This window comes from Geodermatophilus sp. CPCC 206100 (assembly GCF_048569675.1).
In the GTDB taxonomy this organism is placed as follows: Bacteria; Actinomycetota; Actinomycetes; order Mycobacteriales; family Geodermatophilaceae; genus Geodermatophilus.
This window is the reverse complement of record NZ_JAQISV010000023.1, coordinates 15,295-29,270: the sequence shown is the minus strand read 5'-3', so window position 1 is coordinate 29,270 and position 13,976 is coordinate 15,295. Positions and strand designations below refer to the sequence as shown.

The window sequence follows — 13,976 nt, the reverse complement described above, 5'->3', positions numbered from 1 at the left end:
CTCGTGGACGCAGGTCAGGGACCCGCGCTCAGGACGTCGTCGACGTGCCCCTCCACCACGAGCGTGGCCAGGTCACGGACCTTGACGTTGAGCTGGGAGCTGAGGCTCACCAGCCGGGCGAAGGCATCGTCGGCGTCGACGCCCAGCCGGGCCATGATCATCCCCTTCGCCTGGTCGATGACCGCGCGCGAGGTGAGGGCCCGCTCGAGGTTCTTCGCCAGCTGCTGGATCGCCTCGCGCTCGGCGACGTTCTGCAGCACCCCCGCGACCGCGGCGGCCACCAGCTCGGCGATCCGCCGGCCCGCGCTGCCGAAGGCGGCCGTCTGCCCGGAGTAGACGTTGACGGCACCGGTCGTCGTGCCGTCCTCGTGCAGCGGCACGGCGAGGACGCTGCGCACGGCGCCGGCCGCGGCGAGCGGAGCCAGCGCGGGCCAGCGCGGATCGGCGGTCACGTCGTGGGTGACCACGACGGCTCCCGTCCGGAAGGCCGTCCAGCACGGCCCCTCCGCGGCCCGCGCCTGCCGGCCGTCGAACGCCTGCGCCTCGGTCGAGTCGCTGCCCAGGCGCTGGGGCTCCTGCGGAGTGCCCACCGTGATGCTGACCCAGTCCGCGGCGGGGACCGCCTCCCGGATGAGCGCGGCCATCCGGCTGAGCAGCCGCTGCCGGTTCGCCTCGCCGACGGGCAGTGCCGACAGCTCGGCCAGCGACGCCGCCAGCCCGATGACCTGCGACGCCGGGATCGGCACCTCCGACCCACTCGCGTCGGCGGCCGGCTCCCGGCCCGCGTCGGCGGCATCGGCGGCCCGGTCGGTGCCCTGGTCGCCGGTTCCCGCGACCACGGGCACCAGGACCCACTGGATGCGTGCGACCGAGGCGCGGTGGTCCGCGGTCTCGGTGAAGCCGAAGAGCTCACACCGGCCGGGCGCGAGGCGACGAGGGTGCACGGTGACGGTGAGGCGCTCCTCGATCTCTGCTCCGGAGCCCAGTGCCCGCAGCGCCGACCGGAACTGCCGCACGTCGGCCGGGTCCAGGTAGACGCTCAGCGGCTTGCCGCGCAGCCGCTGCAGCGCGGCCCCGAGGTGGGTGGCCAGCGCCGGGTTCGCCTCGGTCACGGTGCCGTTGCCGTCGGTGACGCAGAGCCCGATGGGCAGGAGGGCGGACATCTGACCCCGCCAGCGGCGCTCGGCGTCGTGCTGCACGAGCAGGTGGGTGATCTGCTCCTGCTGGACCCGGAGCTCCTCCTCGGCGACGCGCAGCTCCTCGTGGGCCACCTGCACGGCGGCGAGCTCGGCCAGGACCTGCTCCGCCGTCGCCTCTCCCGCGGGCAGCGCGCGCAGCAGGCCCGACACCGGTTCCGTGTCCGGCTCGAGGTGCGCGCCGGACGACGCGGAGTCGGCGCTCACGACATCCTGCCGGTCGTCGGCGACCCGTCACCGTCCGTCCACCCGGCGCGGGCGCGGTCCTGGGCGGCCTCGTCGAGGTCGGCCCAGGCGTCGCGCCGGTGCGCCGCCGCCAAGCGCTCGTGCTCGGCGGCGTCGCCGATCCCGCGGCGGGCGGCCTCCTCGTGCACCTGTGCTGCGCGCTCGTGGCTGCGGGCGGCCCGCTCGTGCCCGGCCAGGGCCCGGCGCAGGGACTCCTCCGCCCGTCGCCGAGCCTCCTCCGCGTGTTCCTGGGCCAGCCGGACGTCGGTGCCGTCCGAGCGCCGGTCGGTGGCCAGGCGCGTCAACCGGTCGGCGATCTCCCGCGTGCGGGTGCCCGCGGACTCGGCCCGCTCGGCCGCCTGCGTCCCGGCGTCCTGAGGATCCATGGCCACACCTTCCCGCCGGGGTCTCGTCCCAAGCTCAGCACGTCGGCCCGCCCGACGCCATGCCTGCAGCGCGGTCGTCCGCCCGCCCGGCGGCGGGCTCCGGGGCCGGTGCCGGCGGCCGGCCGGTCCCGCTCGACCGGTCACGGCAGTGCCGCCACCGGTCGCGGCGCGGAGGGGGTCGGGGTCGCGGCCCTGACGGGTGCCATGTCGTCGTAGAGGAGGGCCATCCGGTCGATGAACCAGTTCTTGCCGGCCGACTGCACGGCCAGTCCGAACAGCACCATCCAGCCGTTCTCCACGACGAGGCCCCGTGCGACGAACGGCACGCCCAGGGCACTGATGGCGCTGAGCACGTTCGGCGCGACCCGGTGCCGCGGGGGGATGGGGACCTCCGCCCGCTCCGCCCAGTGGATCTCACCCAGCACGCCCCGCGACGCCCAGTGGTCCAGCGAGCGCGGCGGGGGGAACGCCCGGGGGTTGACCACGGTCCACGCGAGGACCAGGCCCACGGGGGCGAGTGCGCGCCACCCGACCCACCGGCGGCTCCAGATCGCCGCGACCAGCAGCGGCGGGATGGGGATGCGCGTGTAGACGCTCCACGGGTTGGCGTGGCGCTGCCAGGCGTCCCCCTCGAGCCCGAACGCCTTGGCCATCCTGCTGTCCACGGACATGTCCACGTCCCCTCTGCGTGCGCGCCGTCGAGGATGTGGACCCCAGGGTTCTCGCAGGAGGCCTGCCGGCACAATCCCCGGTCGCGGGTCCCCCCGGCCCGGCGCGGAGCGCGCGACCCGACGGCGACCGGTCACCCGGTCGGCACGCCGTCGAGGGCCGCGGTGATCGCCGCCTCGACGTGCAGTGCCGTGGTCGGGAACACCGGGACGGGACTGTCCGCCGCACCGACGAGGAGCTCGATCTCGGTGCAGCCGAGGACCACGCCCTGCGCTCCCGCGGCGACGAGCCGCTCGATGACCTGCCGGTACACCGCGCGCGACTCGTCGCGCACGACGCCGAGGCACAGCTCGTCGTAGACGACCCGGTGGACCTCGGCCCGGTCCGCCGCCTCGGGCACCAGCACCCGGAGGCCGTGCCCGGCCAGCCGGTCCCGGTAGAACGCCTGCTCCATCGTGAACGCGGTGCCCAGCAGCCCGACCGTGGACAGCCCCGCGGCGCGCACCGCGGCGGCGGTCGCGTCGGCCAGGTGCAGCAGCGGGATGTCCACCGCGGCCTGCACCTGGTCGGCGACGCGGTGCATGGTGTTGGTGCAGAGCACCAGGAGCTCGGCGCCGGCCGCCTCCAGCCGGGCCGCCTCCCCGGCCAGGAGCTCGCCGGCGCGCTGCCACTCGCCGGCGACCTGCAGGCGCTCGATCTCGGCGAAGTCCACGGACGTGAGGACCAGCCGCGCGGAGTGCAGGCCGCCGAGCCGGGCGCGGACCAGTTCGTTGGCGAGCCGGTAGTACTGCGCGGTGGACTCCCAGCTCATCCCGCCGAGCATGCCGACCACCCGCTGCCGGGGAGTCGGGCGCGGCGCCACGGGTGGCTGCGACATGACGGGAACTCCCTCCACGGGCGGGCGGGCCCGGTCGGCCCCCGGGGGCCATCGTCGCCGACACCGGGCGGGCCGTGCTCAGCGGTCGCCGCGCCGGAGCCGCCGTACACCGGCGACACCCCGACGCCGGGGTACCGCGGTCCCGCGTGACCGGGTCCGGCCCGATCCCGCGGCCGGAGCGGGTGGTGACGGCAGGCGGCGGGTACTCCGCACGGACGTCGTCGTGGAGGGGGCAGCCGCTCGCATCGTCACGACCGCTGCACACAGCGTCCGGCCCAGGGGCCACGGTGGGGAAAGTCACACGAGGCCCTTGTCCGGTCGGAGGGGGTCTGGTTCCCTCTTGCGCAGCGGGTCTCGCACTGCGCAACAGACTGGGAGAGGGACATGGACCAACCAGGCCGCGAGCACGCCTCGTCCTCGGGCTCGCCGGGGAACGAGACCAGAGATGCGGGAGCCGAGCGGGCGCCTGCTCCGGGCGCCGCCCCGGAGGCGCAGGAGAGGTACCGAGTCCACGACGCGGGTGCGCTCGGAACGGGGACCCACCCCGCCATCGCCGAGCCGCCGCCCTGCGTCGCCGACCGGCACTGGAAGGTGGACCGGGTCCTCTTCGCCGTCGCCGCCGCCATGGCGCTGGGGTTCGTCGTCTGGGGCTTCGCCAGCCCCACCGGCCTGGGCTCGGCGAGCGGGTCGATCCTCGGCTGGATCACCGGGAACCTCGGCTGGCTCTTCGTCCTGCTCGCCTCGGCGTTCGTCGTGTACGTCATCTGGCTGGCCGCCAGCAAGTACGGGCGGATCCCGCTGGGGCGCGACGACGAGCAGCCCGAGTTCCGCACGATCTCGTGGATCGCGATGATGTTCAGCGCCGGCATGGGCATCGGGCTCATGTTCTTCGGCGTCGCCGAGCCGCTGTCGCACTACGTCTCCCCGCCGCCGCTCACCAACGAGGCCGAGACGTCCGAGGCCATCCAGACGGCGATGGCCACCACGCTGTTCCACTGGACCCTGCACCCGTGGGCGATGTACGCCGTCGTCGGTCTGGCGATCGCCTACGGCACCTTCCGCCGGGGCCGTCGCCAGCTGATCAGCTCCGCCTTCGTCCCGTTGCTCGGCGAGCGTCGGGCCGCCGGTCCGGCCGGCCGGGTCATCGACGTCCTGGCCATCTTCGCGACGCTGTTCGGGTCCGCGGCCTCGCTGGGTCTGGGTGCCCTGCAGATCGGCAGCGGGGTGCAGATCCTCGGGTGGGCCGGCGACGTCGGGAACGGCGTCCTGGTCGGCATCATCGCGGTGCTCACCGCGGCGTTCGTGGTCTCCGCCGTCTCGGGCATCGCGCGCGGCATCCAGTGGCTGTCCAACACCAACATGGTCCTGGCCATCATCCTCGCCCTGTTCGTCTTCGTGGCGGGCCCGACGATCTTCATCCTCAACCTCATCCCCGACGCGGTCGGCAGCTACTTCTCCGACCTCGGCGAGATGGCCGCGCGCACGGAGGCCACCGGAGGCGACCCCATGGCTGCCTGGTTGCGCGGCTGGACGGTCTTCTACTGGGCCTGGTGGATCAGCTGGACGCCGTTCGTCGGGCTGTTCATCGCGCGCATCAGCCGCGGCCGCACCATCCGCCAGTTCGTCACGGGCGTGCTCCTGGTGCCCAGCCTGGTGAGCCTGCTGTGGTTCGCCGTGTTCGGCGGGGCGGGGATCGCCGCCCAGCGCGACGGCCTCGACGTCGCCGGCCAGGGCACCACCGAGGGGCAGCTGTTCGCCGTCCTGGGGGAGTACCCCCTCGCCACCGCGGCGACCGTGCTCGTGATGCTCCTCGTGGGGATCTTCTTCGTGTCCGGTGCGGACGCGGCCTCCATCGTCATGGGGTCCCTGTCGCAGCGCGGCACCCTGGAACCGAGCCGCTCGGTCGTCGTCTTCTGGGGCGTCGTCATGGGCTCGGTCGCAGCGATCATGCTGCTCCTGGGCGAGGACGGTGCGGCCCTGACCGGGCTGCAGAACCTGACCATCATCGCGGCGCTGCCGTTCGCCCTCGTGATGGCGGCGATGGCCGTGAGCCTGGTCAAGGACCTCCGCCGCGACCCGATCGTCCTGCGCGGCACCTACGCCACGCTGGCGATCGAGCAGGCCGTCGTCGAGGGCATCAGCCGGCACGGCGACGACTTCGTCCTGGTGGTCGAGAAGACCCCGGTCGCCCCGGCGGCGCAGCCGCCGGCGGCTCCGGAGACGAACGGCCAGCGGGGGGTCAGCCCGGGCGGCAACTTCGTGTCCCCGGACGCGGACGCGCCCTTCGCCCCGCCGAGTCAGTCCCGGGCCGAGGCGATCGGCCGGCCGGCGGACCCGCGCGAGTAGCGCCCCCCGGCGGGGCCGGGCTCAGCCGGGGCGGCGGGCCGGACCGAGGGAGTCCGCCAGCCAGTCCGCCGCCGTCTGCCGGGCGCGGTGCAGCGGGTCGCCGGTGTCCAGGTCCGGGACGACCGCCTGGCGCGCGAGGCGGGCGAGTGCCCCGTCGTAGAGGGCCAGCAGGCCGTCGGCGATCCCGGTGGGGTCGTCGGCGCCCGCGGCCTCGGCCAGCCGGCGGAGGCGCTCGGTCAGCAGCCGGGAGTCGGCGGCCAACCACTGGCTGCCGGGGTGGCCCGGCGGCAGCTCGGTGGCCGCGGCGAGGAACGCGCACCCGCGGCGGTTGCCCGCGGTCTCGCGGTACCGCTCGACCGCGTCGAAGACCGACAGCAGCCGGGCGACCGGGTCGGTCCGCTCGGCGAGGACCTCGTCCCAGGTCTGCTGCCAGCTCCGGAGCCGGTCCTCGAGGTAGGCCGCCACCAGCCCGTCCTTGCCGGCGAAGTGGGCGTACAGGGTCGCCGGGGCCACCCGGGCGCGGGCCAGGACGGCGTCCACCCCGGTCGCCGCGATCCCGGACTCGTAGAACAGCTCGCCGGCGGCCTCGAGCAGCCGCTCCCGGGCCGGTCGACTCGCGCGGTCGGTGGTCACGGTCCTAGCATAACGATCGTTATGCTGAAACGATCGTTACGGTCGGCCCGCCGGGCCGCGGTGCCGTCGCCCCCGCTCGTGGTCAGCGGGCTGCTGGTCATCGCCGTGACCTACGGCCTCACCAGGTACGGGTTCGGGCTGTACCTGCCGCAGTTCCGATCGGACCTGGAGCTGACCTCCGGGGTCGCGGGCGCCATCGCCGCGGGCAGCTACCTCGCGTACTGCGGGGCCGCGGTCGGGGGCCTGCGGCTGGTCGGCCGGGGTCGGGCCCGCCGAGCCCTGTGGTGGGCGGGGGGCAGTGCCGCCGCGGGCTCGCTGGTGGTCGCGTCCGCGGAGGCGGCACCGGTCCTCGCGGTCGGCGTTCTCCTCGCCGGCAGCGGAGCCGGCGCCGCTACTCCGGCCCTGGTGGCCGCCGTGGCCGGCACGGTCGCGCCGCCCGCCGAGCACCGGTCCCAGGCGGTGGTGAACAGCGGCACGGGAGCCGGAGTGGTCGCCGGCGGCCTGGTGGTGCTCGCCTGGCCGGCGGAGTGGCGGTGGGCGTGGCTCGGCTTCGCCGGCGGGGCGCTGCTCGTGACCTGGTGGGCCGACCGATCCGCCTGCTGGCACCCACCGCCGGCCGACCCCGGGGAGCCGCGCTCGGCGCTGCGGCCCCGGGACCTCGTCCGCCCGCTGTCCGCCGCCCTGCTCGCCGGTGCCGGCGGAGCGGCGGTGTGGACGTTCGGGTCGGACCTGATGACCGGGAGCGGGCTGTCTCCGCAGGTCACCGGGCTGCTGTGGTGCCTCCTGGGCGGTGCCGCCCTCCTCGGCGGCCTGAGCGGGAGCCTCGTGCGCCGGGCCGGCCTGCCCGCCGCCTGGCGGCTCTCGGTGGGGACCGCCGCCGCCGGCACGGTGCTGCTGGCCTGGCGGCCGGGAGCGGTCGCGGTCGCCGCGGCGGCCCTGGCGCTGTTCGGCTCCGGCTTCGTGGCCCTCAGCGGCGTGCTCATCGCCTGGGCCGGCCGGCTGGCGCCGGCGGCGGCCGCGCAGACGACGGCCCTCCTGTTCATCGCGCTCACCACCGGCCAGGCCGCCGGCGCCCTCGTCCTCGGTGTCCTGGCCGACGCCGTGGGAGCACCGGTCGCCCTCGTCGCCGCCGCGGGCCTGGTGTCGGCCGCCGGGATCGCCGCGCCGACCGGTCGTCGTCCGCACCACCGGCCTCGCCGGCCGGCGGCCGGCCCGGACCGGCCGGGGCTCAGGCCGCCGGCACGGCCGAGCGGAGCTGGCGGCGCCAGCGGGTGAACAGGCGGGGCTGGTTCATCCCCAGCACGGCCACGGGGTGCCCGTCGCGCTCGTAGACGACCAGGAAGCTGCGGTCGGCGCAACTGCCCTCCACCACGCGCGCCACGTCGCCCTCCTGGCGGGAACCGGCGAACTGGATGCGGGCGCCGTACTGGTCCGACCAGAAGTAGGGGACCGGGGCCGGTGCCGGCTCCCCGGCGCCGAGCAGGGTGGCGACCGCGGCGGCCGGCTGCTCCAGGGCGGAGGTCCAGTGCTCGACACGGACGTGCCGCTCGAGGGAGGCCGACCAGGCGGCCGCGCAGTCGCCGACGGCGACGACGCCCGGGATGCTGGTGGTGCCCCGCGCGTCGGTGAGGACGCCGTTGCCCAGGGCCACGCCCGAGGAGGCCAGCCACTCGGTGTTGGGAACCGCGCCGATCCCCACGAGCACCACGTCGGCGGGCAGGCGCGAACCGTCGGTCAGCTCGACCGCCTCGACCCGGCCGGTGCCGACCAACCCGGCGACGCCGGTGCCCGCCAGCAGGCGGGTGCCGTGATCGGCGTGCAGCCCGGCGCAGACCGCACCCATGTCGAGGCCCAGCGGGCCGGCGAGCGGAACGGGCTGGGTCTCCACGACGGTGACCTCCAGCCCGAGGGACCGCGCGGTGGAGGCGACCTCCGCGCCGATGAAGCCGGCGCCGATCACGACGAGGCGTTCGGCGGCGACGAGGTCCGCGCGGAGGGCGACCGCGTCGTCCAGGGAGCGCAGCACGTGCACACCCGCGAGCGCCGCGCTCCCCGGGAGGCGCCGGGCGCGGGCCCCCGTGGCGAGCACGACGCCGTCGGCCCGCACCTCGCTGCCGTCGTGCAGCGTCACCGAGCGGCGGAGGGGGTCCAGGCCGACCGCCGTCGTGCCGAGCCGCCACTCGAGGCCGAGGTCCGCGTCGTCGGGCGTGCCGAGGGCGATGTCGTCCAGCGACGCCGTGCCGGCCAGGAACTCCTTGGACAGGGGCGGGCGGTCGTAGGGGGCGTGCACCTCGTCGCCGATGACCACGATGCGGCCGTCGTAGGACTGCTCCCGCAGCGCGCGCGCAGCCGAGAGGCCGGCGAGCGAGGCGCCGACCACGGCGATCGTGGCGCTCACGGGGCGCCGTCCCCGGCGGTTCCCCGCTGCACGTAGACCATGCCGTCGGCCACGACGACCCGGTGGGTGCGGACCGGGACCTTGGCCGGCGGGCCGGACACCTTCCCGGTGCGCAGGTCGAAGCAGGAGGCGTGCAGGGGGCACTCGATGGCGCAGCCGTCCAGCCAGCCGTCGGCCAGGGAGGCGTCCTGGTGCGTGCACGTGTCGTCGATCGCGTAGAGGTCGCCGTCGACGTTGAAGACCGCGATGGGCTCATCGGCCTCGACGCGGATCGCCTCGCCGGGCGGCAGCGCGGACGTGGGGCAGACCGGGATCATCGAACGCTCCAGGCTGGTGGTTGTTGCTCACTTCGCAACTCACTGCTGATGGCGCAACAGCATCGTCGCCTAGCACAGCGTCGTCAAGACGCCGGACGGGACCCAGCGCGCCGAGACCTACGCTGAGGCCATGAGTGGGCCGCAGAGTGGGAACGCCGAGCGTGGTCAGGTCGCCGCGGTGCAGTCCGTGGACCGCGCGCTGAGCGTCCTCGAGATCCTCGCGGCGCACGGGGAGGCCGGCGTCACCGAGGTGGCGGCCGAGCTCGGGGTGCACAAGTCCACCGCCTTCCGGCTGGTCGCGGTGCTGGAGAGCCGGGGCTTCGTCGAGCAGCTGGCCGATCGGGGCAAGTACCGGCTGGGCTTCGGGGTCGTCCGCCTGGCCGGCGCGGCGGCCGCCCAGCTGGACATCGCCCACGAGGGACGGCGGATCTGCGAGGGGCTGGCCGCCGACCTCGAGGAGACCGTCAACATCGCCATCCTGGACAGCGACCGGGCGGTCAACGTCAGCCAGGTCCGCGGGCCCGCGGCGCTCAGCACGCACAACTGGGTGGGGCAGGGGACGCCCCTGCACGCCACCTCCAGCGGCAAGGTGCTCCTGGCCCACGCCGCCGAGGCCGTCCGCAAGGGCGTGCTCTCCCGCGAGATGCCGCGCTTCACCCCGTTCACGATCACCGATCCCGAGGCGCTGCGCCGGGACCTCGACCGGATCGTCGAGCAGGGGTGGGGGTCGACGGTCCAGGAGTACGAGGTCGGGCTCAGTGCCGTCGCCGCACCCGTGCGGGGTGCCGATGGCGACGTCATCGCGGCCCTCAGCGTCTCGGGGCCGTCGTTCCGCATGGACGCGCAGGACTTCCCACGGGTCGCCAAGCGGGTGGTGTCGGGTGCCGACGAGCTGAGCAGGAGGCTCGGCTTCTTCGGTCGGTAGCACACCCGCCGTCCCGTCCGGAGCGGGGTCCGGACGGGCGGATTGACTGTTGCGTCCTGCGCGACGCGCTGTGTAATGTGCAACGCACCGGTCGTCGTGAGCTCGCTGTTGGACGGCGACCGTGGCCTGTCGCAGACCTGAGCCGTCCGACGTCCGGCGTCGCTCCGATCGCCGAGGGAACCCCGAGGTGCGTATGACCACCACCGACCAGCCCGCGAGCCTCATCTCCACGTTGCCGGGCCACTACTACACGGACCCCGCTGTGTTCGCGCTGGAGCAGTCCCACGTCTTCGAGGACATGTGGTTCTGCGCCGTCCGGTCCAGCGACCTGCCCACCCCCGGCTCCTTCCGGAAGGTCCAGGTGGGCAGCGAGAGCGTTCTCGTGGTGCGCAGCCGGGACGGGCGGCTGCGCGCCTTCCTCAACGTCTGCCGGCACCGCGGTGCGCAGATCTGCACGGAGGACTCGGGCGCGGTCAAGCGGGCCTTCCAGTGCCCGTACCACGCGTGGACCTACGACCTCGAGGGCAAGCTGATCGCGGCCCCCAACCTGACGAAGATGCCCGACATCGACCGGGTCGAGTACGGCCTGGTCCCGGTCGCGCTGCGGGAGTGGCTGGGGTACGCGTGGGTGTGCCTGGCGACGGAGCCCCCGTCGTTCGAGGACGACGTCGTGGGCGCCGTCGTCGAGCGGCTGGGGAGCGTGCAGGCGATCGAGCACTACGACATCGACTCGCTGGTCGTGGGGCGCCGCGTCACCTACGACGTCCGGGCGAACTGGAAGCTCATCATCGAGAACTTCATGGAGTGCTACCACTGCGCGACGATCCACCCGGAGCTCACCGAGGTGCTCCCGGAGTTCGCCGACGGCTACGCCGCGCAGTTCTTCGTCGGGCACGGCGCCGAGTTCGGGGACGACGTCGCGGGCTTCACCGTCGACGGCGGCGAGGGCTTCGACCGGCTGCCGGGCGTCGACGAGGACCAGGACCGGCGCTACTACGCGGTCACGGTCAAGCCGACGGTCTTCGTCAACCTGGTGCCGGACCACGTGATCTTCCACCGGATGTTCCCGGTCTCGGCCGACCGGACGATCGTGGAGTGCGACTGGCTGTACACGCACGACGTGATCGAGTCGGGCCGGGACGTGACGCGGTCGGTGGAGCTGTTCCACCGGGTGAACGAGCAGGACTTCGCCGCCTGCGAGCGCACCCAGCCGGCCATGTCCTCCCGGGCCTACGCCCGCGGCGGCGTCCTCGTCCCCTCCGAGCACCACATCGGCGCCTTCCACGAGTGGCTGACGCAGCGCCTGTCGCGCTGAGTCCACGGCGCCGGTGGGGGGCGTCCTCCGAGCCGCCCGACCGCCCGGGCCCTCGACCCGAGGGGGCGGTCGCCCCAGGGTGTTACACAACTGATACACCAGTCTTTACCTTTCGACAGGAGGACGCCGGCATGGTCGTCCAGGTTGCAGGAGCTCCGCCGGTCCCGGCCGGTCCGGGGGACGTGCTCGACCGGCCGCTGGCGGACGCCGACCCGGAGGTCTTCGCGGCGATCACCGCCGAGCTGACCCGGCAGCAGACCACGCTGGAGATGATCGCCAGCGAGAACTCGGCGCCGGTCGCGGTCATGGCGGCCCAGGGCTCGGTCCTGACCAACAAGTACGCCGAGGGCTACCCGGGCCGGCGCTACTACGGCGGCTGCGAGCACGTCGACGTCATCGAGCAACTGGCGATCGACCGGCTGAGGGCGTTGTTCGGCGCCGAGTACGCCAACGTCCAGCCGCACTCGGGCGCGCAGGCCAACGCCGCGGCGATGGCCGCCCTGCTGGAGCCCGGCGACACCTTCCTCGGGCTCGACCTGGCCCACGGCGGTCACCTGACGCACGGCATGCGACTCAACTCCTCCGGCAGGCTCTACGACGCCGCCGCCTACCACGTGCGCCGCGAGGACCACCGGGTCGACATGGCCGAGGTGGCGCAGCTGGCGGAGGAGCGGCGGCCCACGCTCATCGTGGCCGGCTGGTCGGCCTACCCCCGCCACCTGGACTTCGCCGAGTTCCGCCGGATCGCCGACGAGGTCGGGGCGTACCTCATGGTGGACATGGCCCACTTCGCCGGGCTGGTCGCCGCCGGCCTGCACCCCTCGCCGGTGCCGTACGCGCACGTGGTCACCTCGACCACGCACAAGACCCTGGGCGGCCCGCGCGGCGGGCTCATCCTGGCCACGGCCGAGCTGGGCAAGAAGCTCAACTCGTCGGTCTTCCCCGGCCAGCAGGGCGGGCCGCTCGAGCACGTGATCGCCGCCAAGGCGGTGGCGTTCAAGCTGGCCGGTGAACCGGCGTTCCGCGAGCGCCAGGAGCGCACCCTGGCCGGCGCCCGGATCCTGGCCGACCGGTTGCTGGCCGCCGACTCCCGCGAGGCGGGCGTCGACGTCGTGAGCGGTGGCACCGACGTGCACCTCGTCCTGGTGGACCTGCGGGCGTCGGCGCTCGACGGCCGGCAGGCGGAGGACCGGCTGCACTCCATCGGCATCACCGTCAACCGCAACGCCGTCCCCTTCGACCCCCGCCCGCCGATGGTCAGCTCCGGCGTGCGCATCGGCACCCCCGCACTGGCCGCCCGCGGCTTCGGCCTCGACGACTTCACCGAGGTCGCCGACGTCATCGCCGCCGCGCTCCGGCCGTCGACTGGCGACGAGCAGCTCGCCGGACTCCGCGCGCGGGTCACCCGGCTCGCCGACCGCCACCCGCTCTACCCCGACCTGACGGGAGCCGGCCGATGAGTCCCCGCACCCCCGGCGCCGACCTGCCGGACCACCCCGACTTCCTGTGGCGCGATCCGGAGCCGAAGCGCTCCTACGACGTCGTGATCGTCGGCGGGGGCGGGCACGGACTCGCCACCGCCCACTACCTCGCCCGGAACCACGGCATCACGAACGTGGCGGTGCTGGAGAAGGGGTGGCTGGCCGGCGGGAACATGGCCCGCAACACCACGATCATCCGGTCCAACTACCTGTGGGACGAGAGCTCGACCATCTACGAGCACGCGCTGAAGCTGTGGGAGGGGCTCGAGGAGGACCTCGGCTACCCGATCCTGTTCAGCCAACGCGGCGTGCTCAACCTCGCGCACACCCTGCAGGACGTCCGCGACAGCGTGCGGCGGGTCGAGGCCAACAAGCTCAACGGCGTCGACGCGGAGTGGGTGGAGCCGGACGAGGTCCGCAAGATCTGCCCGGTCGTCAACACCTCGGCCGACATCCGCTACCCGGTCCTGGGGGCGACGTACCAGCCGCGCGCCGGCATCGCCAAGCACGACTACGTGGCCTGGGGCTTCGCCCGCCGGGCGAACGAGGCCGGCATCGACCTCATCCAGGACTGCGAGGTCACCGGGTTCGCCACCGACGGCGACCGGGTCACCGCGGTGCAGACCACCCGCGGGACCATCGCCGCCGGCACGGTCGCCCTCTGCGCGGCCGGCCACACCTCGGTGCTCACCGATCTGCTCGGGATCCGCGTGCCGGTGCAGAGCCACCCGCTGCAGGCGCTGGTCTCCGAGCTCCTCGAGCCGGTGCACCCCACGGTGGTCATGTCCAACGCCGTGCACGTGTACGTCTCCCAGGCGCACAAGGGCGAGCTGGTCATGGGTGCCGGCGTCGACTCGTACAACGGCTACGGCCAGCGCGGCGCCTTCTCCATCGTCGAGCGGCAGATGGCCGCGGCCGTCGAGCTCTTCCCGGTGTTCGCGCGGGCGCACCTGCTGCGCACCTGGGGCGGCATCGTCGACGTCAGCCCCGACGCCTCGCCGATCGTGGGCCGGACCCCCTACGAGAACCTCTACCTCAACTGTGGCTGGGGCACCGGCGGGTTCAAGGCCACCCCCGGCATCGGGTGGGCGCTGGCGCACACCATCGCCCACGCCGAGCCCCACCCGTACGTGGCGCCGTTCACCCTCGACCGGTTCGTCACGGGCGCACTCGTCGACGAGCACGGCGCGGCCGCCGTCGCCCACTGA

13 protein-coding genes are annotated in these 13,976 nt (G+C 74.3%); 6 read left to right on the top strand and 7 right to left on the bottom strand.

All coding sequences use genetic code 11. The features are described from left to right. Window positions 1-14 precede the first annotated feature (14 nt). The 4 genes from PGN05_RS13020 to PGN05_RS13005 all read right to left on the bottom strand — a co-directional run bounded on the left by PGN05_RS13020 (window position 15) and on the right by PGN05_RS13005 (window position 3,353). A complete protein-coding gene (locus tag PGN05_RS13020; protein WP_419752976.1) occupies window positions 15-1,403 on the bottom strand; it encodes an ANTAR domain-containing protein in 1,389 nt (462 codons plus the stop codon). Further along, window positions 1,400-1,807 (bottom strand): hypothetical protein, encoded by a 408-nt coding sequence (locus tag PGN05_RS13015; RefSeq protein WP_419752975.1) that lies wholly within the window; start codon window positions 1,805-1,807, stop codon window positions 1,400-1,402. The genes PGN05_RS13020 and PGN05_RS13015 overlap by 4 nt, the downstream gene beginning before the upstream one ends. A 140-nt stretch (window positions 1,808-1,947) precedes the next feature. Further along, a complete protein-coding gene (locus tag PGN05_RS13010) occupies window positions 1,948-2,478 on the bottom strand; it encodes a DUF6653 family protein (RefSeq protein WP_419752974.1) in 531 nt (176 codons plus the stop codon). A gap of 131 nt (window positions 2,479-2,609) precedes the next feature. Then, complete coding sequence (locus PGN05_RS13005; protein ID WP_419752973.1) at window positions 2,610-3,353, bottom strand: aspartate/glutamate racemase family protein; 744 nt, start codon at window positions 3,351-3,353, stop codon at window positions 2,610-2,612. A 384-nt stretch (window positions 3,354-3,737) separates the two neighbouring features. On the opposite strand from PGN05_RS13005, the gene PGN05_RS13000 reads away from it, so the two are divergent. Further along, window positions 3,738-5,699 (top strand): BCCT family transporter, encoded by a 1,962-nt coding sequence (locus PGN05_RS13000; protein ID WP_419752972.1) that lies wholly within the window; start codon window positions 3,738-3,740, stop codon window positions 5,697-5,699. Window positions 5,700-5,720: 21 nt separating this feature from the next. On the opposite strand, the gene PGN05_RS12995 is transcribed toward PGN05_RS13000, so the two are convergent. Then, complete coding sequence (locus tag PGN05_RS12995; RefSeq protein ID WP_419752971.1) at window positions 5,721-6,332, bottom strand: TetR/AcrR family transcriptional regulator; 612 nt, start codon at window positions 6,330-6,332, stop codon at window positions 5,721-5,723. A 60-nt stretch (window positions 6,333-6,392) separates the two neighbouring features. Between PGN05_RS12995 and PGN05_RS12990 the strand changes: the two genes are divergently transcribed. Continuing rightward, window positions 6,393-7,607 (top strand): MFS transporter, encoded by a 1,215-nt coding sequence (locus PGN05_RS12990; protein ID WP_419752970.1) that lies wholly within the window; start codon window positions 6,393-6,395, stop codon window positions 7,605-7,607. Here PGN05_RS12990 and PGN05_RS12985 read toward each other — a convergent pair. Together PGN05_RS12985 and PGN05_RS12980 are read right to left on the bottom strand one after the other, a co-directional pair. Next, a complete protein-coding gene (locus PGN05_RS12985; RefSeq protein ID WP_419752969.1) occupies window positions 7,561-8,730 on the bottom strand; it encodes an NAD(P)/FAD-dependent oxidoreductase in 1,170 nt (389 codons plus the stop codon). The genes PGN05_RS12990 and PGN05_RS12985 overlap by 47 nt on opposite strands. Further along, window positions 8,727-9,047, bottom strand: coding sequence for a bifunctional 3-phenylpropionate/cinnamic acid dioxygenase ferredoxin subunit (locus PGN05_RS12980; protein WP_419752968.1), 321 nt, complete (start codon window positions 9,045-9,047; stop codon window positions 8,727-8,729). Before PGN05_RS12980 ends, PGN05_RS12985 begins: the two co-directional genes overlap by 4 nt. Window positions 9,048-9,177: 130 nt before the next feature. On the opposite strand from PGN05_RS12980, the gene PGN05_RS12975 reads away from it, so the two are divergent. From PGN05_RS12975 to PGN05_RS12960, 4 genes are all read left to right on the top strand, one after another. Continuing rightward, the gene (locus PGN05_RS12975; RefSeq protein WP_419752967.1) at window positions 9,178-9,972 is read left to right on the top strand and encodes an IclR family transcriptional regulator; all 795 of its coding nucleotides are present in this window, start codon (window positions 9,178-9,180) and stop codon (window positions 9,970-9,972) included. Window positions 9,973-10,165: 193 nt separating this feature from the next. Continuing rightward, window positions 10,166-11,287, top strand: a complete 1,122-nt coding sequence (locus PGN05_RS12970; RefSeq protein WP_419752966.1) for an aromatic ring-hydroxylating oxygenase subunit alpha — start codon at window positions 10,166-10,168, stop codon at window positions 11,285-11,287. Window positions 11,288-11,418: 131 nt separating this feature from the next. Beyond that, window positions 11,419-12,747: a serine hydroxymethyltransferase gene (glyA, locus tag PGN05_RS12965; protein ID WP_419752965.1), complete on the top strand. Its 1,329-nt coding sequence runs from the start codon at window positions 11,419-11,421 to the stop codon at window positions 12,745-12,747. Next, the gene (locus tag PGN05_RS12960) at window positions 12,744-13,976 is read left to right on the top strand and encodes a sarcosine oxidase subunit beta family protein (RefSeq protein ID WP_419752964.1); all 1,233 of its coding nucleotides are present in this window, start codon (window positions 12,744-12,746) and stop codon (window positions 13,974-13,976) included. The genes glyA and PGN05_RS12960 overlap by 4 nt, the downstream gene beginning before the upstream one ends.